The following is a 17246-nucleotide window of genomic DNA, read 5'->3' as shown; positions in this document are numbered from 1 at the left end:
CGCGTGCGCGACGTCGCGACCCCCGTCCCGCACCACGACGGCTCGGCGCTGTACGTCCCCGAGGGCGTGCCTGCCCTCGGGGACACGGTCCCCGTCCGCGTGCGCGTGCCACGGCGTGCTGGCACGGCGGGCGTGCGCGACGTGTGGCTGCGCACCGTGCGCGACGGCGAGCCCCGGCTCGCCCCCGCGCGGCTCGACCGCTCGGACGAGCACGAGGACTGGTACGTCGCCGAGGTGCTCGTGCACAACCCCGAGACGGGGTACCGGTTCTTCCTCGACGAGGGCGCCTCCGGGTACCGCTGGCTCAACGGCCGCGGTGTGTGGGACCGCGACGTGCCCGACGCCGCGGACTTCCGCCTCACGGTCCACGAGGGCGCGCCCGCGTGGATGCGCGACGGCGTCGTCTACCAGGTCTTCCCGGACCGGTTCGCGCGCTCGGCCGCGGCCGGCGGGCGCTCGCTGCCGGAGTGGGCCGTCCCTGCGGCCTGGGGCGACGAGCCGCACGGGTCGGGGCCCGACGTCGGGACGCAGTACTACGGGGGCGACCTCGCCGGCGTCGAGGAGCGGCTCGACCACCTCGTCGCGCTCGGCGTGACGACCCTCTACACGACGCCCGTCTTCCCGGGCCGCTCCAACCACCGGTACGACGCGAGCACGTTCGACCACGTCGACCCGCTGCTCGGCGGCGACGCCGCCTACGCCTCGCTGATCCGCGCCGCGCACGCGCGCGGGCTGCGCGTCATGGGCGACCTCACGACCAACCACACCGGCGCCGGGCACGAGTGGTTCGCGCGGGCGCTCGCCGACCCCGGCGCGCCGGAGCGCGACTTCTACTACTGGACCGACGGCGAGCCCGGGTACGTGGGCTGGCTCGAGCACGCGTCGCTGCCCAAGCTGTCGTACGGCTCTGCCGAGCTCGGGGCGCGGATGATCGACGGCCCGGGCTCCGTGGTCGGCCGCTACCTGGGCGAGCCGTTCGGCCTCGACGGCTGGCGCATCGACGTCGCGAACATGACCGGCCGGTTCGGTGCCGAGGACCGCACGCTCGAGGTCGCGCGGCGGCTGCGCGCGACCATGCGAGCCGCGAACCCCGAGGCCGCGCTCGTCGCGGAGCACTTCCACGACGCGTCGGGCGACCTCGCGGGCGACGGCTGGCACGCGAACATGAACTACTCGGCGTTCACGCGCCCTGCCTGGACGTGGCTGTCCCCGGCGGACTCGCCCGTGCCGTATCTGGGACTGCCGGTGCGCACGCCCCGGCGCGGCGGCCGCGACGTCGTCGCGACCATGCGCGAGTTCGACGCCGTGCTGCCGTGGCGCGTCACGGCGTCGCAGTGGAACATGCTGGGCTCGCACGACACCCCGCGCCTGCGCTCGATCGTCGGCTCGCGGGAGATGGTCGAGGTCGCGGCGACGCTCCTGCTCACCTACCCCGGCACGCCGGTGATCTTCGCGGGCGACGAGGTGGGGCTCACCGGTCTGAACGGGGAGCACGGGCGCGCGACCATGCCGTGGGACGACGCGGGCACGACGGGCGCAGGCTCCGGGCGCTGGGACGCCGCGACGTTCGACCTGTACCGCGCGCTGATCGCCGTGCGACGCGGCTCGGAGGCGCTGCGGCACGGCGGCCTGCGCTGGGTGCACGTGGACGACGACGCTCTCGTCTACCTGCGCGAGACGCCCGAGGAGCGCGTGCTCGTCGCGCTCACCCGCGCGCCGTGGGACGGCGTCACGCTGCACCCGGCGCTCGTGGGCCGCGGGGAGGCGGAGCGGCTGCACGGCACGCTGGAGCTCGCCCGGCACGACGGCGGCGCCCGGCTCGCGGGCGACGGCCCGGCCGGCGGGGTGTGGCGGCTGGGCTGAGCCGCGTGTCCGGGCGGCCGCAGGGGGGTCGCCCGGTGCTCCGGCGGGTCAGGCGAAGAGGTGCGCGACCTGGCGCACCGCATCGTCGTACCGGGCACGGTCGAACGTGAACGTGCCGAGCGCGGAATAGTCCCACTCGGGCCGGAACGGCTGCGTGAGGTCACGCCAGGTGACCGTCGTCGCGTCGGCGGCGACGGTCACCTCGAACGGCCAGCACCCCGCCTCGTGGCAGTCGCACGCGAGCACCCACGCGTGCCCGCCCGCCGGTGTCCGGCCACGCCCGTACCACTGGTGCGCGGCGTCGCCGTACCGGAAGAACGCGGGGACCAGCCCGCCGTACGCGCCGGCGGGGGAGTACCCGGACGCCGACTCGTGCCGTCCGACGAGGTCGACGAGCGAGCGGCCGTCCACGTACGGGACGACCTCGACCAGGCCGTCGACGGTGACGGCCCGCAGCTCGAGCGCGTGCGCTGCACCCATGTGCGCGAGGCTACGCCCCAGCCCGGCAGCGCGCCGCCGAGAAGGGACTTCTTGCCCCTGAGCGGCTCGGATCGAGGGCAAGGACTCCCTTCTCGGCGCGACGAGCCCCCGGCACACCGAAGGTGCATCCCCGTCACCCGGGTCCCGCCACGCCCCACGGGCGTCGTTACGCTGGGCCCGTGCAGACGTTCGAGCAGGAGGCGTTCGACCCCGCGGTCGTGGGGACCGGCCCGCGCCCGGCGCGCGGCGAGGAGGGCACGGCGTCGTACTCGGACGCCGACACCGAGCGGTGGTTCGTCGAGTCCGCGAAGTCCCGCGCGCGCACGCCGTTCGAGCGTGACCGCGCGCGCCTCGTGCACTCCTCCGCGCTGCGGCGGCTCGGCGCCAAGACGCAGGTGCTCGGGCCGGGCAGCGACGACTTCGTCCGCACGCGCCTCACGCACACGCTGGAGGTCGCGCAGGTGGGGCGCGAGATCGGCAAGGCGCTCGGCTGCGACCCGGACATCGTCGACACCGCGTGCCTCGCGCACGACCTGGGGCACCCGCCGTTCGGGCACAACGGGGAGCGGGCGCTCGCGGACCTCGCGGTCGACGTCGGCGGGTTCGAGGGCAACGCGCAGACGCTGCGCCTCCTCACGCGTCTCGACCCCAAGGTCGTCGACGAGGACGGGCGGTCGTACGGGCTCAACCTCACGCGCGCGAGCCTCGACGCGAGCGTGAAGTACCCCTGGGGCGCGGGGGAGGCGCCGCTGCGCGCGGACGGCCGCCCGACGCACAAGTTCGGCGTCTACGAGGACGACCGACCCGTGTTCGACTGGCTGCGCGCCGGCGCACCGAGCCAGGTGAAGTGCCTCGAGGCGCAGGTCATGGACCTCGCGGACGACGTGTCGTACTCGGTGCACGACGTCGAGGACGCGATCGTGGGCGGACGCATCGAGCTCGCCGTCCTCGACGACCCCGACGAGCGCGCACGCGTCGTGCGCGCCGTCCACTCCTGGTACGGCACCGCGTACGACGAGGCGGCGCTCGACGCCGCGATCACGCGCCTCCAGGGCACGGGACACCTGGTCACCGGGTTCGACGGGTCGCGCCGCGCGCTCGCCGCGCTCAAGGACGCGACGAGCCAGCTCATCGGCCGGTTCACCGGCGCGGCGCAGGACGCGACACGCGCCCTCTACGGTGACGGGCCGCTCACCCGGTACGCCGCGCGGCTCGTGGTCCCGGACGAGACGGTCGCGGAGATCCTCGTGCTCAAGGGTGTCGCGGTCGCCTACGTCATGGCGCCGCGCGAGCAGGAGCCGCTCTACCAGCGCCAGCGCGAGGTCATCGCCGACCTCGTGCACGTCTTCTCCGACCGCGCGCCCGTCGCGCTCGAGCCGTCGTTCGCGGCGGACTGGGAGGTCGCGGCCGACGACGCGGCCCGGCTGCGCGTCGTCGTCGACCAGGTCGCCTCGCTGACCGACGTCTCCGCGATGCAGTTCCACGCACGCCTCGTGCGCCCGCCGGCCTGAGGCCGACGGGCGCGACGCGGTCGGGTCGGAGGGCCGGCTCAGCCCTGCTCGGCCATCCAGGCGTCGCTGGCGCGCTGCACGTCCGCGACCGTCACGGAGTCCGCGACGGTCACGAAGAACCAGCGGTGCCCGAACGGGTCGCGGACCGCGGCCTGCCGGAAACCCTCGAACCAGTCCGCGGGCTCCGCGATGCTCGACCCGCCCGCCGAGATCGCCCGCGCGTACGAGGCGTCGGCGTCCTCGACCGGGATCGTGAACGACGCGTGCGTCGGCGACCCGACCTCGGGCGCGACGGAGTCGGGCGGGAACGCCTCCGCGACCGTGAACGTGGACGTCCCGGCGGGGGAGACCAGCCGCAGGTCGGAGTGGATGATCGTGTCTCCCGCCGTGATCGTGTCGATCACCTCGGCGCCGAGCGCCGCCTCGTAGTACGCGATCGCCTCGCGCGCGCCGCTCACGGTGACGTTGGGGTGCAGTGCCGACATCTCCATGGTGTCCTCCTCGTCGTGGTCGCCCGCGACGTGCGGGCCGTCCCACCATGCTCGTGTCGGCAGCCCGTGCCAGTCTTGGAGGAATGCGACAGGTGTTCGAACCCGACGGCCGTGCCGACGCGCGATCCGAGCCTCGACGCGGCCCGACGACGTCGCTGCGGGGGCTCGTCGACCCCACCGCCGCGCGGCGCGGGTTCGAGCTCGTGCGCATCGAGGCGGCGCCGGACCTCGCGGACCTCGTCGAGCGGCACTGGGTCGTGCGCTGGGACCTGCCGCCGGGGGAGTCGTTCACGCAGGTCCTGGTGCCGCACCCGGTCGCCAACGTGGTCGCGGAGGAGTCCGGCTACGTGGCTCACGGCATCCCACCGGGACTGTTCGAGCGCACCCTGACCGGTGCCGGGGCCGTCGTCGGGACCAAGCTGCGACCCGGCGCGTTCCGGGTGCTGCTCGGGCACGCGGACGCCGTGCGCCCGGGCGTGCAGGTCCCCGCCGCCGCGTTCCTCGGCCCGACGGCGGACCGCACCGGCGCCGCCGCGCTCGCCCTCGCCGTCGCTGGCCGGGACGAGGAGGCCGCACGCGGCGTCGAGCCGCTGCTGCGGGCGCGCGCCGACCGCGTCCGCGACGCGCGGACGGCACGCGACCTCGATCGCGTCGCCCGCGCGTTCGCCGCTCTCGTGGCCGGGGACCTCGGGCCCGGCGCGGGCGTCGCCGACCTCGCCGCCGTCGTCGGGACCTCCGCACGCTCGCTCCAGCGGCTCTTCGCCACGTACGTCGGCGTGAGCCCCAAGTGGGCCCTGCAGCGCCACCGCGTGCACCTCGCGGCCGACCTGCTCGCCGCCGACCCTGACCAGGACCTCGCGGCGCTCGCTAGCGCCGTCGGCTACTACGACCAGGCGCACCTCGGTACCGACTTCGCGCGCGCGACCGGGTCCACGCCCGGGGCGTACGCGCGGCGCTGCGCCGCGTCGCGCGACGCGCTCGTCGGGGCGGGCGCGACGGCGTACCCCGGGTGACCGACGACGCCGTCGAGCCACCCCCGAGGCACCGCCCGGGCGCATAGACTCGCTCCGTGGCTGGCCTGATTCGACGCGAGGACGTGGAAGCCGTCCGCGACCGCGCACGGATCGACGAGATCGTCTCCGCGCACGTCACCCTCAAGACCGCGGGCGTCGGCTCGCTCAAGGGGCTGTGCCCCTTCCACGACGAGCGCTCGCCGTCCTTCCACGTGCGGCCCGGTGTGGGGCGCTGGCACTGCTTCGGGTGCGGCGAGGGCGGCGACGTCATCTCGTTCGTCCAGAAGATCGACGGCCTGACGTTCGTCGAGGCGGTCGAGTACCTCGCGGACCGCGTCGGGATCCAGCTCCGCTACGAGGACTCGGGCGGGCCGCAGCGCCCGCGGGAGGAGCCGGGCCGGCGCCAGCGGCTGCTCGAGGCGCACCGTGTCGCCGCCCAGTACTTCTCCGAGCAGCTCTTCGCGTCCGGCGCGCAGGCGGCCCGCGCGTTCCTCGCCGAGCGCAGCTTCGACCGCACGGACGCCGAGCACTTCGGCGTCGGGTACGCGCCCACCGGCTGGGACAACCTGCAACGGCACCTCCAGGGGCGTGGCTTCACGCAGCCCGAGCTCGTCGCCTCCGGCCTCATGAGCCAGGGCCAGCGCGGCATCTACGACCGGTTCCGCGGGCGCCTCGTGTGGCCCATCCGCGACGTCACCGGCGAGATCGTCGGGTTCGGCGCGCGCCGCCTCTACGACGAGGACCAGGGGCCCAAGTACCTCAACACGCCCGAGACCTCGCTCTACAAGAAGTCGCACGTGCTCTACGGCATCGACCTCGCCAAGCGGGAGATCGCCAAGCAGAAGCGCGTCGTCGTCGTCGAGGGGTACACCGACGTCATGGCCGCGCACCTGTCCGGCGTGACGACCGCCGTCGCGACGTGCGGCACCGCGTTCGGCTCGGACCACGCGCGCATCGTGCGCCGCCTCCTCGGTGATACGACCGCCGGGGGCGGCATGCAGCTCGCGTCGGGCGCGTCCGTCGGCGGAGAGGTCGTGTTCACGTTCGACGGCGACGCGGCGGGTCAGAAGGCCGCGGTGCGCGCGTTCGGCGAGGACCAGCGCTTCTACGCCCAGACGTTCGTGGCCGTCGAGCCGAGCGGCATGGACCCGTGCGAGCTGCGCATGGCGCGCGGCCCCGACGCCGTGCGCGCCCTCGTCGACGGGCGCCAGCCGCTCTTCGAGTTCGTCATCCGCACGACCCTCGCGACCTTCGACCTCGACACCGCCGAGGGCCGCGTCGGCGCGCTGCGCGCCGCGGCCCCCGTCGTCGCCGGGATCCGCGACGCCGCGCTGCGCCCCGAGTACGCGCGCATGCTCGCGGGCTGGATCGGCATGGACGCCGAGCGCGTCCGGCGCGAGGTCGCCGCGGCGGCCAAGCGCGGCAGCGCACCCGGGCCGGTCCGCACGTCGCGGCCCGACGGCGCCCGCCCCGGCGGCGAGGGCACGGAGCCCGAGCCCACCGTCCCGACGCTCCCCGCACCCGACCCGCGCGACCCCGTGGCGCGCCGCGAGCGTCTCGCGCTCGCCGCCGTCCTGCAGTACCCCCAGCACGTGCCACCGGTCTTCGACGACCTCGGCGAGGACGCGTTCGCCGTCCCGGCCTGGCGCGCCGTCCACGCCGCGATCCGTGCCGCGGGCGGGGTGCGCGAAGGGGCGACGCTGGGTGCAGGGCACTGGGTCGAGGCCGTCGTCGAGCAGGCCGCCGAGCCCGTGCGCGGCCTCGTCACCGAGCTCGCCGTCGCGCCCCTGCCCGAGGACCGCGAGAACGTCGTCGGCGGCTACGTCGCCGGCGTCGTGCGCGGCCTCGTCGACCTCGGTCTGACGCGCCGCGTCGCCGACGCGAAGAGCCGCCTCCAGCGCCTCGACCCGACGGCCGACCTCGCCGCGTACCAGGAGGCGTTCGCCGCGCTCCTCGCGGTCGAGGCCGAGCGCCGCACGCTGCGCGAAGGCGAGATCGCCTGAGCCCTCCGGGAGGTCAGGCCGTCGCGTCCACGGTCGCGGCGGTCGTCGTCGCCCGGCGGTCGCGCGCCGCCTGCCGGTCCGGCGGCATGAGGGCCGCGAGGACGACGAGGACCGCGGCGCTCGCGGTGAGCAGGACGAACACGACGTGGATCGCGCTCATGAGGCCGGGGCCCTCGGGCGTGCCGTCGGCGCCGAGCGTGGTGCGGGCGTTGATGATCGCGCCGCAGACCGCGACGCCGACCGCCGACCCGAGCGACCGCGCGAACATGTTGGTGCCCGTCACGGCGCCGCGCTCCGTGAACGCGGCCGACGACTGGGCGGCGATGAGCGTCGGGACGGCGGTCAGCCCCATCCCGACGCCGACGACGAACGTCGTCGCGGCGACCGCGACGACCGACGACGACGCGCCCAGCAGCAGCGTGAGCGACGTGCCGGCGAGGACGAGGGCCGACCCGATGACGGCGGTCCAGCGGAAGCCGATCCGCAGGTAGAGACGCCCGGCGTTCGAGGCGGAGATCGGCCAGCCGACCGTCATCGCCGCGAGCGCGAACCCCGCGACGAGCGGCCCGACGCCGAGGACCCCCTGGGCGTAGATCGGCACGTACGTGGACAGGGCGAGGACGATCACCCCGACGAGGAGCGAGACCGCCGTCGAGACGCCGATGACGCGCCGGCGCAGGATCGCGAGGTCGACGACGGGGTAGCGCGTGCGGCGTGCGCGCACCGCGAAGACGCCGAGCAGGAGGATCGCGGCACCGAGGACCGCGACCGAGGCGGGGGAGGCCCATGCCCACGTGGACCCGCCCTCGAGGAGACCGAGCAGCAGGAGCGTGCTGCCCGCGGTGAGCAGCGCCGCGCCGACGTAGTCGATGGGCTCGCGCGCACCCTCGCGGGGGGACTCGTGGTAGCGGCGGTGCAGCATCCACGCGGCCAGCGCGCACAGCGGCACGTTGACGAAGAAGATCCAGCGCCAGCTGACGAACTCCGAGAACACGCCGCCCAGCGTCGGGCCGACGACGGACGAGATCGCCCACACCGACGCGAGGTAGCCCTGCGCCTTCGCGCGCTCCTCGAGCGTGTAGATGTCCGCGGCGATCGTCTGGGAGACGGGCATCACCGCACCGGCGCCCAGACCCTGGAGCACCCGGCCGGCGACGAGCGCGGGCATCGACCACGCGAACCCGCACAGCACCGACCCGAGGAAGAACAGGGCGACCCCCGCCAGCATGAGTCGCTTGCGACCGAGGACGTCGGACAACCTGCCGAAGACCGGAGTCCCGACCGCCTGCGCGAGCAGGTAGCTGGAGAAGAGCCAGGGGAGCTGCGCGAACCCACCGAGCTCGCGCGCGATCGTCGCCGACGCCGTCGCGATGATCGTCGCGTCGAGGGCGACGAGCGCGGTGGACAGCATGAGCGCGAGGAGGACGGGGCCGCGCTCGGAGCGCAGGCCGATCCCTGCGGAGGACGTCGTGGTCACGACAGACGCAAGCCTCGGGCAACGGTCCCGTATTCCCGGCCACCCCACCGCGCAGGGTCGACGTGCGGACCGGGCGGGAGAAACGACTCGGCCCCGGACCGCTGTGCGGTCCGGGGCCGAGCTTTCGAGGCTCCCGCGGTAGGACTTGAACCTACGACCGTCCGATTAACAGTCGGATGCTCTGCCAGCTGAGCTACGCGGGATCGACCATGGCTGCCACGGTGTGCACCGCAGCGACCGGGGAAAACTCTAGCAGGCTCAGAGGGGTAGTCCGGACGCCGACCGGACCCGCCCCTCGGCGGCGTCCACGCGGGTCGTGACCTCCGGGTCCGTCAGGTCGACGCCCGGGTCGGCGACGACCTGCGAGAAGAGCTCGCCGTCACCGTCCCGCCGTACGGCGACCCGGGCGGTGAGCCCTGGGGCGAACGTCACGGTCTCCGACAGCACCACCGACGACTGGACGCGCTCGCGCAGCGTCTGGGCGAGCGACGTGCGGCGCGCGTCGGCGAGCGCGAGGGCCAGGGGAGGGGCGCCGTCGACCCACGAGACCGTGATCGTGGCGGTCTCCGGCGCGTACCCCGCCCGGTCCACGTCCGACCACGGGCGTCGTGCGACCACCCTGCCCGTCGGGTCGCTCGTGAGGAGCTCGGTGCGGGTCGCGACCGCCCACGAGCCGTCGGCCAGCTCGGCCGAGGCGAGCACGCGATCGCTCGCCGGGACGTCGAGCGCGCGGCGGACCGGGTCAGGCAGGCTGGGGCGGCGGAACCAGGACACGTCCCCACCGTAGCCGCTCCGGGTCCGCGCACCGGACGGGCGGTATGCTCGCCCGCGCGCCCCGTTAGCTCAGCTGGTCAGAGCAGGAGACTCATAATCTCTCGGTCGCGGGTTCAAGTCCTGCACGGGGCACTTCTGACCTGCACGAGCACCAACCCGGGTCCCCGGTATGGGTACCCGATCCAGCGGTAGCCCAGCGCTATCGCCAGAACGCCTCGAGCACGCTGCTGCGGTCCGTCGCTGCCTCTGGCCGCTGCACGTAGTGCCGCGCGGTGATCGTCACGCTGCTGTGCGAGAGCTGCTCTGCGGCCGCCGCGAGGCCCGCGGCCTACTGCACGACCGTCGCGACGGTCTTGCGGAACGTGCGCGGCGTGATCCACGACGACTCCGAGTGGCGCTCGCGGAACCGCCGCCACTGCTTCTCGACGACAGCCGTGTCGCGTAGCCCGTCGACGGCCGAGGGGAACACGAGCCCGAGCGGCTCGGCCGGGACGCTCACGATCCGCTTCTCGAGCATCTCGACGGCCCACACCGGTAGCCACAGGCCCGTGACCTTCTTGCCCTTCGTCGTCTCCTGCCGGAACAGGCCTACGCCCTTCTCCCGGACGACCGTCCCCGTGAGGTAGAGCACGCCGGCCTCGGAGTCGGTGGCACAGAACTCGGTGACGCTTGATCTGAACACGACTGAGGGTCGGGCGAACGATGCCGCCCTTCGAGGCGTTGCTGACGCGGCTTGGGGTGTCGTGGAGGCTGACCAGAAGGCTGGGGCGTCGCAGGACGTGCTGCGGGACAAGATGGCGCGCGGTCGGCAGGCGTTCATCGCTGCGGCGGTTGCCGCTGGGATGACGGAGCAGGCGGCGAACGAGCTCGCGAACCAGTACGGGCTGATCCCGGAAACGATCACGACCAACATCTACGCCAACACGGGTTCGGCGATGCAGAACATCGAGAATCTCAAGGCCGCGATGGCTGGTATCCGTGACCGGACGGTGCAGATCACGACGGCGTTCAAGGAGACGGGTATTCGTCCGCCGGCCGGGTTCTACGTCCCCAACTCATCCATCCCCGGCTGCGCGCTCGGCGGCCCGGCCCAAGGCCCACGGACCTACACGTCCGCGGCCCCCATCAACCTGTTCCCGACCTTGGAGCTTGCAGCATGACGTTCATCGGAATCACTACCAGCACGGACCACGCGGAGATCGTCACCGACACCTGGTCCTACAGCAAGACTCTCAGTCGCCCGGTCGGCTTTCGAAGGTGTACGCCATGCCCCACCTCGTTGGGGCTGTCGTGGTCCAGGGTGACGTGTCGTTCGGGGCCCTCTGGGCGGCGAACGTCGCTCACTGCTCGGACTCGATGCTATCCATGGACGACCTCAACGAGGGCGCTCAGGATCAGCTCCAGGAGTCCTGGGATGCCTTGGACGATCAGCGGATGGACTCCCTGGGAGACGTCCTGGTTCTGCACGTCGGGTTCTCGCCCACGGGAGGGCGCTTCACGTGCACGTCGTTCTCCTCGCTCGATGGGTTCAGGCCGTCGGAGGTGGTGGGTCCTTTCATTCATCCGTCCCCGCTTACACAGCGGCCCTCGGACTATAAGCTCGGGTGGTACCGGAAGGCTCTCGCGAGCGGCAGGACGCGTTACCCGGACGAGGCGACTCGGGAGCGAGTTGAGGCGGCGCACAGTGCCAATCTCGCGGGCGTGGAGGCGCTTCCAGTTGGGATCTACCACCCCACCACGGACGAGGGTTGGGTTGCGCTCGCCGAGCACAGTCGTGCGACTCGTTCGACGTTGACCGCTCAGTCGAAGTTCAAGGTGCTCGTTGGGGGCGAACTGCACCACACCCGGCTCGAGCACGACAGCGTGACGACGAGGACCATCCACCGGTTCAACGATTCTGGCGACGAGTTCGCGGCCAACATGCGTGACACATTGCACTCACTCGGGCAGTCGGCCCCGTGCGACTGCGGGAGCGAGAAGTCGTACCGGGAGTGCTGCATCGCGCGCGAGGAGAAACGACCCTTGCTGGTGCGGCGGCCCGCTCAAGCTCAAGGACTGCTGCGCCCTGGCGCCGGATGCGTCCCCGAGCGTTCTTGACGCGGTGGCGTCAGGATGTGGCCATGCCTGAGGAGTACACAAGTGAGCACGTCGATGCCGGCGTCCGCGAGGCGATCCGGCTTGGGATCCAGGTCGACATGTACGTCTCCAAGTGGCGCACCAAGTTCCCGAAGACCGCGATCGACGGTGTCCTGAGTCGTGGCCCCGAGGGCCTGTCGCTGAGTCTCAACGGTGGCGCTCCCGTCGCCGCGCAGGCTTGGGTGCTGCGCGAGGCGATCAAGGAACTGGACCGTGCACCTGGAGGACCAGGGTGGGAGCCCGGCATGCACCCGACCGCTGGGTCCGCCCACTCGTCGCCCCGGACTGACAACACGATGCGCCCGGTTCGCCAGCCGGGCGGGCGCTTCGCACATCCGGAGGAGTGTGTAGCCTCCATGCCGTGACTGACCATCGCGATCGAGCAGAGCGAGATCAGGAAGCAATCCTGGCAGTTCGAGAAGTGTTGAATTGGTGTCAACCGCACATCGACCAGGCTCGGACAGAGCGTGGGCTATTCCAGGTTATGCCCAACTCGCAGTTCGCCGCGGACGATGAGGACTGCGCTCCCGCGCGGCCTTCGCCGCACGTGCGGTCTGCGCTCCTCAGCGCCTACGACAACCTTGACCTGCTGCGGGAGATATTCTGTTCGCGCGACGAGGTCAACGTATACATTTCTGCACATTACTCGTTGATCCGAACGGTTATCGAGGCTAGTGCCGACGCGATTTGGCTTTCCGTCGAGTCCGGTGTCGAGAACCGACGACTGCGGGCGCTAGGGTTTGCGTTACGAGACATGAGTTCGCTCAGGTCGGCACTCAACGGCGTGCCGTTTGCACCGAATGATGAACTGCGGGCAAAGATCGCACTTGCCGACACGCTTTCGGACGAGATCCTACGAGTCGGAGAGCGTCTCGGGTTCGATGGACGGGCACTGAAAGCGGCCGCGAGGACATCCATATCCGAGATCGTCAGAGCGTCGGGTATGGATCACAATTCCGGATTGCTGCACTGGTCGGCCTGGGCGGCATGCAGTGGGTTCACGCACTCGCGACCCTGGGTGCATCTGATCCACGGGCATCTCGACTATGAGGACGACGGGGGTCCCGTGATTCACGGAATGGCTTCCGCTGATCTCGGCGCGACGCGTTGGATGGTTGACGTCGCCGTGATCGCGGTTCGACGAGCGCATATGGAGTGTCTCCGCGCCGCCGGAGCCATCATCCCCGCGTCTCTCGCGCTTTCGCCGAGGCGAAGTGGCGAGGTGGCGGCACGGGCCGGTGATGCGCGATGAGTGAGCAAGTGACCCCCGGACAGCTTGCGGACGAACTGGGCGTCTCGGCGTCGATCGTGCGTCGGTGATTGCGTGAGCAGGTCGACCGTGCCGGCGAGTCCGGCCCATGGCTGATCGACGGCGACCTAGCGGGCGCGCGAGCTCACTTCGCCGCGACGTCTGCTAAGCGAGCCGCGCTCCCCGCCGCGTGCAAGGCCGACGGTTGCGATCGCCTGGCCGTAGGGCGGGGAATGTGTCGGATGCACTACAACCGGTGGGACCGACACGGGTCGACCGATCGGCGTGACGGTGCGGACCACCAGCGGGCAAAGACACGCTGCCCCCGCGGACACGAGTACACGCCCGAGAACACGATCGTCTACCCCTCCGACGGGCGCCGACGCTGCCGCACTTGCCGCCGCCATGGCGGACACGCAGATCAGGGCGTCTCCGAACTGTGACCTAGAACACACTGCAATCCACCCCAGGGCGTAATACGCTGTAGTACATGGACACGCCGACGGGGGCCGCTGGGGAGGGTGAGCCCATCTTCCTTGGCTGGAAGGTGTCAGACATCCCGATCGAGGACGTGGACTGGACGGAATCTCGTGAACATCTGGCACGCTCCATGCGCAAGCCGGGTGAGCGAGACGTCCAACCCGAGTGGGCCACCGAGGCTGCATTCGATCCAGAGCGCCTTATCCAGGCGCCCGACCCTGCCAGCAGGTCCGGCAAGAGCATCCGCATCATCGGCCGGAGCCCAGCCGCGAACAGAGTCTTTGTCGTGATTCTGGTCCCGAAGGACGATGTCCAGCACACGGGCGCTTGGTGGGGTGCGTCGGCGTGGGAAGCCGACAGCCGAGATGTTCGAAGGTACAACAGGGAGTGAGGTGGTGAATAAAATGTCGATCAAAGAGATGCTCGCGAAGGAGGCCGAAGACGCGGAGTCTTTGCCAGTTGCGGAGGGGACCTATGTCCGCAATCGAAGGGTCGCAAAGGACCCCTCGCAGGTCTATTCGTTGAGGATTCCCGTTGATCGCCTCGCCGAACTTCGCCAGGTGGCCGATCGACAAGGCGTTGCGCCGTCAGCGCTGATGCGCCGCTGGGTGCTTGAACGCCTGGATCGCGAAGCGGAGGCTGCAAGTCGAGTTCAGGAGCTTCGCGAAGACCTTGCGTCCGAAGACGTGATAGTCATCGAGCGCGACCAGTTTTCTCAGGGGCTCGTCTCAATCATCCAGGCGGTACTTGAAAGCGAGCATCGCAGGGCATAGGCGCGCTTCGGAGAAGATCCTTGCCCCCAGGCGGGGCAAGGATCTTCTCTCGCGAAGTTCCGCCTGCTCGAGGGTTGGAAGAAGATCGACTGGGACAAGAGCGACCAGTCTTGGGGCCAGGCGCGAAGAGCTCGACTCGAACATGTGTTCGATCGTCGCGTACTTTCGAGTCGTGGGCGAGCAGGACGACGAACGGCGGCTGATCCGTCGCAAGCGTGACGACCGGCCTGGGATCGCCGCGTCGGCCCCACGTCCGACACAGCTTGAAGACCGCCCCTGGTCCGAGCGGCGCCCGCTGAACTACGACGACCCACCGCGCGCGCCTGTCCGGCCTCCGGTGACCTGCCCGTGATCGTCCGCCTGCTCTGGGAGACACACGAGGAACTCCTGCCGGCGCGCGCGATCCGGTGGACCGACACCCACGCCATGGTCGTCATCAAGCCGCTCACGCCGCCGTACAACCAGCACGAACTCATCGTGTGGCTGCGAGTCGAGGACGTGTTCCGCACGATTCCCAGGCGGCCACGGGTGAGGCGAACGTGAGAGTCACTTCACACTGCTGGCCTTAGTGACGGAGTCGACTGTCTTCGTGAGGTCGTCTACTACCGAGGAGACGGTCACTTCGGAGACGCCGGCATGTTTCGCGGCGTCGCGGTGGGAGAAACGCGAGAGAACGTTGCGAACGAAGACTGCGTCTCCAAGCGCCTTCCGAGCTGCTTCCCGCTGCGAAGAGTCGCTAGCGAAGAACGGTTCGATGGCTGTCAGCGCGAGCTGAATCTCCTCGGAGCTGTCTGCCTCACGGAAGTGGCGCCGCGACTCGGCTAACAGTGCCGCACCGATTCCCGCGATGGCCAAAACGAGGCTTGCGCGCAAGATGCCGTCGCCAAGGGTTAGATCGAATCCGTCCTCAAGTGCCCGGCTGACGATGAGGCCACCAACTATCGCAGCGCCTGCAAGGGCGACGAGCCCCGACAGTCGAGTCAGCCAGCCGGCACGGCGTTCCCGCGTTGATCGTTGACCCCAGTCCTTCGCGACCAGTGAAGCTGTTGCGTTCTCTAGGAGACGGTCGCCAAGGCGCGCCGCGTGGCCGAGCATCCGAAGGTGCTCCGCGGCCGACGCGTCCGCCGCTTCGTCCCGCTCAAGTCGCGCAAGTTCCCAGGCCTCAAGGCGATTTGACCATTCGCCTCGGAGCTCGTTCTCCAGCCGATCAGCGCTCTGGCCCGCGGCATCCGCGGCGCTCCGGGCGCTGTCTCTCGCCGACTGGGCGGCGCTCTGGGATTTCTCCAGTGCTGTCGAGGCAATGCTGAGTTGGCCGCGCAGTTTGGTTACCTCGGCCTTGAGCGCGGCAAGTTCTTCCTGCCGCAAGGTGGCCGCGGTTTCGAGCACGGACATGTAGGAGGCGGGCAAGTTCCTTGGTGGAGGGCCCGGCAGTTGCCGGACAAGTGTTGCGAGGGTGGACGGCGTACCGAAGCGGTAGATGTGCTGGGCAAAGCTAGACTCATCGGCTGCAAGCCCATTGACCCAGTTGGCAAGTTCGTCTAGGAGGTCGTCGTAGAGGTGTGCGCGGGCGTTGCGCTGAGACGCTTCGGCCGTCTCCAGGAGGGATGCGACGGCTTGGCGATCGCGCTCGAGTTCGTTCGTGCTGAACCGTGAGGACTCGAGCGCCTCGCGCTTGAGTTTCAGAATCTCCCAGACGGAGTGCTCTCTGTAGCGTTCCTCTGCGGTCTGCACCATGAGGGTGGAACGTAGCAGGCACTCCTTGGCTTGCGAAGCAAGGACCCGGGTGAACTCGTCTTGAGACGCACGGCTGGGTCCGCGGACCATCCGAGCGAGAGTGACGAGATATCTTATCGCGGCCCTCGGGGCGCAGGCCTCGGCACCCACACCGAGACGTTTACGCCGCTTCGCCTCAGAGCTCCGACTGACCGCACGTAGCCCAGCCGGTCGGCGATCTCCCGCTCGATCGTCGTGCGCAAGAGAATCGTTCGGCGCGTGCCAGTAGGGGCGTCGTCGAGCCACCGGATGAGCTCGTCCCACTCGTCCAGGTCTGCCTTGGAGACTCTCCACTTGCTGCCCGCCTTGTAGCCGGGAAGTAACCCGATGGCGAGCCACTGGGCGACGATGACTCTGGTTACGCGGAGGTGAGCCGCAACCTCCTGCGTCGAGAGATAGGGACCGGAGCGAGGGGGCTGCCTCTTCGGCTGTCGCCGCGGATCGAGGATGCCGTCTCTCCGCCGCCGGCGTTCGCGCTCCTCGGCTACGAGGAGGTGGCATTCGACAATGTTCTGTTGGATGAACCGATCAAGACCTTCCTGCGAGTACCGGACCAGGTGGCCCATCTTGATGTGGGGCACTTCGTCTCGGTGGTCTTGGAGCCACGTGACAGAGACCCCGAGACGACGGGCAGCTTCCTTCGTGTCGAACAAGGGCTCAGGTGCGTCCTCCGTTGGCCCCGTCACTGCTCGGCCTCACCGTGGCGCAACGCATCTACCGCGTCGAAGCTGGCGAACTCTGCCAGGGCCGCGAGTTCGCCGATGCGGAAGCTGCCGTCGCCCGCGAGCCGCCGGCAGAAGGTGCGGTGCGACATGCCCGCGGCCAGGGCGGCTCGTTCCTGTGAGATCCCTCGGTCTCGAAGAGTGTCCGCGTTCCACTCGCCGATGCGGACGCTGTAGCGGCGGCGAGGCCCGCTCGAGCGGGCCTCGTTGGTGGTTGTCATGCCACGGAACATACCTCGGAAGCGCCATCTACTGGGCATTTATGCCAAATGGCATACATTCGTGCCCAAACGGCCGCGGATATCCAACTATCCCCACCCCTGGCGCTTCGCCGACAACGGCGTCGGAGCGAGAGGGTCACGGTTCTTGTGTCGGTTCAGCCAACGTTGGATGTCCTCGCGCTCGAAGCGCCACAGGTGACCGAGGGACTGCTGCAGGAACGGTTGACACGGGGTTAGTGGTGATCATGCCGCAAGGGCGGCGTTCTGGGCGGTGAAGGCG

At 70.5% G+C, this 17246-nt stretch carries 19 protein-coding genes and 2 tRNA genes; 12 read left to right on the top strand and 9 right to left on the bottom strand.

The annotated features are described in order from the left end of the window. Nucleotides 1-3 precede the first annotated feature (3 nt). On the top strand, nucleotides 4-1863 hold the full coding sequence (locus tag NF338_RS09610) for a glycoside hydrolase family 13 protein (RefSeq protein WP_264030558.1): 1860 nt from the start codon (nucleotides 4-6) through the stop codon (nucleotides 1861-1863). 48 nt (nucleotides 1864-1911) lie between these two features. Here NF338_RS09610 and NF338_RS09605 read toward each other — a convergent pair whose 3' ends face one another. Beyond that, a complete protein-coding gene (locus NF338_RS09605; protein ID WP_087469256.1) occupies nucleotides 1912-2343 on the bottom strand; it encodes a hypothetical protein in 432 nt (143 codons plus the stop codon). Nucleotides 2344-2561: 218 nt separating this feature from the next. On the opposite strand from NF338_RS09605, the gene NF338_RS09600 reads away from it, so the two are divergent. Continuing rightward, nucleotides 2562-3854 carry a deoxyguanosinetriphosphate triphosphohydrolase gene (locus tag NF338_RS09600; RefSeq protein ID WP_264030778.1) on the top strand — a complete coding sequence of 431 codons (1293 nt, stop codon included), beginning with the start codon at nucleotides 2562-2564 and terminating at the stop codon, nucleotides 3852-3854. Between the two features lie 38 nt (nucleotides 3855-3892). On the opposite strand, the gene NF338_RS09595 is transcribed toward NF338_RS09600, so the two are convergent. Next, on the bottom strand, nucleotides 3893-4345 hold the full coding sequence (locus tag NF338_RS09595) for a VOC family protein (RefSeq protein ID WP_264030557.1): 453 nt from the start codon (nucleotides 4343-4345) through the stop codon (nucleotides 3893-3895). Between the two features lie 92 nt (nucleotides 4346-4437). Between NF338_RS09595 and NF338_RS09590 the strand changes: the two genes are divergently transcribed. Next, complete coding sequence (locus tag NF338_RS09590) at nucleotides 4438-5358, top strand: AraC family transcriptional regulator (RefSeq protein ID WP_264030556.1); 921 nt, start codon at nucleotides 4438-4440, stop codon at nucleotides 5356-5358. Nucleotides 5359-5414: 56 nt separating this feature from the next. Beyond that, a complete protein-coding gene (gene dnaG, locus NF338_RS09585; RefSeq protein WP_264030555.1) occupies nucleotides 5415-7361 on the top strand; it encodes a DNA primase in 1947 nt (648 codons plus the stop codon). 13 nt (nucleotides 7362-7374) lie between these two features. On the opposite strand, the gene NF338_RS09580 is transcribed toward dnaG, so the two are convergent. The 3 genes from NF338_RS09580 to NF338_RS09570 all read right to left on the bottom strand — a co-directional run bounded on the left by NF338_RS09580 (nucleotide 7375) and on the right by NF338_RS09570 (nucleotide 9612). After that, a complete protein-coding gene (locus tag NF338_RS09580) occupies nucleotides 7375-8838 on the bottom strand; it encodes an MDR family MFS transporter (protein ID WP_264030554.1) in 1464 nt (487 codons plus the stop codon). A 130-nt stretch (nucleotides 8839-8968) separates the two neighbouring features. Further along, nucleotides 8969-9041, bottom strand: a tRNA-Asn gene (locus NF338_RS09575). A gap of 55 nt (nucleotides 9042-9096) precedes the next feature. After that, complete coding sequence (locus NF338_RS09570) at nucleotides 9097-9612, bottom strand: hypothetical protein (RefSeq protein ID WP_264030553.1); 516 nt, start codon at nucleotides 9610-9612, stop codon at nucleotides 9097-9099. Between the two features lie 58 nt (nucleotides 9613-9670). Between NF338_RS09570 and NF338_RS09565 the strand changes: the two genes are divergently transcribed. After that, a tRNA-Ile gene (locus tag NF338_RS09565) sits at nucleotides 9671-9744 on the top strand. 196 nt (nucleotides 9745-9940) lie between these two features. Here NF338_RS09565 and NF338_RS09560 read toward each other — a convergent pair. Further along, complete coding sequence (locus NF338_RS09560; RefSeq protein ID WP_264030552.1) at nucleotides 9941-10294, bottom strand: hypothetical protein; 354 nt, start codon at nucleotides 10292-10294, stop codon at nucleotides 9941-9943. A 61-nt stretch (nucleotides 10295-10355) separates the two neighbouring features. On the opposite strand from NF338_RS09560, the gene NF338_RS09555 reads away from it, so the two are divergent. The 7 genes from NF338_RS09555 (at nucleotide 10356) to NF338_RS09525 (ending at nucleotide 14793) form a co-directional block, all read left to right on the top strand. After that, nucleotides 10356-10772, top strand: coding sequence for a hypothetical protein (locus tag NF338_RS09555; RefSeq protein ID WP_264030551.1), 417 nt, complete (start codon nucleotides 10356-10358; stop codon nucleotides 10770-10772). 764 nt (nucleotides 10773-11536) lie between these two features. Next, nucleotides 11537-11740, top strand: coding sequence for an SEC-C metal-binding domain-containing protein (locus tag NF338_RS21030; protein ID WP_412846512.1), 204 nt, complete (start codon nucleotides 11537-11539; stop codon nucleotides 11738-11740). Next, entirely contained in the window at nucleotides 11733-12113 is a 381-nt protein-coding gene (locus NF338_RS09545) for a hypothetical protein (RefSeq protein ID WP_264030549.1), read from the top strand. Before NF338_RS21030 ends, NF338_RS09545 begins: the two co-directional genes overlap by 8 nt. Beyond that, nucleotides 12110-13000: a hypothetical protein gene (locus NF338_RS09540; protein ID WP_264030548.1), complete on the top strand. Its 891-nt coding sequence runs from the start codon at nucleotides 12110-12112 to the stop codon at nucleotides 12998-13000. The genes NF338_RS09545 and NF338_RS09540 overlap by 4 nt, the downstream gene beginning before the upstream one ends. A 487-nt stretch (nucleotides 13001-13487) precedes the next feature. Continuing rightward, entirely contained in the window at nucleotides 13488-13868 is a 381-nt protein-coding gene (locus NF338_RS09535) for a hypothetical protein (protein ID WP_264030547.1), read from the top strand. Between the two features lie 13 nt (nucleotides 13869-13881). Further along, a complete protein-coding gene (locus NF338_RS09530; RefSeq protein ID WP_264030546.1) occupies nucleotides 13882-14250 on the top strand; it encodes a hypothetical protein in 369 nt (122 codons plus the stop codon). Nucleotides 14251-14598: 348 nt separating this feature from the next. Then, nucleotides 14599-14793 carry a hypothetical protein gene (locus NF338_RS09525; protein WP_264030545.1) on the top strand — a complete coding sequence of 65 codons (195 nt, stop codon included), beginning with the start codon at nucleotides 14599-14601 and terminating at the stop codon, nucleotides 14791-14793. Nucleotides 14794-14796: 3 nt separating this feature from the next. Here NF338_RS09525 and NF338_RS09520 read toward each other — a convergent pair whose 3' ends face one another. The 3 genes from NF338_RS09520 to NF338_RS09510 all read right to left on the bottom strand — a co-directional run bounded on the left by NF338_RS09520 (nucleotide 14797) and on the right by NF338_RS09510 (nucleotide 16966). Beyond that, entirely contained in the window at nucleotides 14797-15984 is a 1188-nt protein-coding gene (locus NF338_RS09520) for a hypothetical protein (RefSeq protein ID WP_264030544.1), read from the bottom strand. A gap of 113 nt (nucleotides 15985-16097) precedes the next feature. Further along, a complete protein-coding gene (locus NF338_RS09515) occupies nucleotides 16098-16709 on the bottom strand; it encodes a helix-turn-helix domain-containing protein (RefSeq protein WP_412846508.1) in 612 nt (203 codons plus the stop codon). Continuing rightward, nucleotides 16706-16966, bottom strand: coding sequence for a hypothetical protein (locus NF338_RS09510; protein WP_264030542.1), 261 nt, complete (start codon nucleotides 16964-16966; stop codon nucleotides 16706-16708). Before NF338_RS09510 ends, NF338_RS09515 begins: the two co-directional genes overlap by 4 nt. Nucleotides 16967-17246: the final 280 nt, after the last annotated feature.

The sequence above is a fragment of the Cellulosimicrobium sp. SH8 genome, from assembly GCF_025818875.1.
Taxonomy (GTDB): Bacteria; Actinomycetota; Actinomycetes; order Actinomycetales; family Cellulomonadaceae; genus Cellulosimicrobium; species Cellulosimicrobium cellulans_D.
Note: the sequence above shows the minus strand (reverse complement) of the source record. Positions and strands in the feature narration are given on the sequence as shown.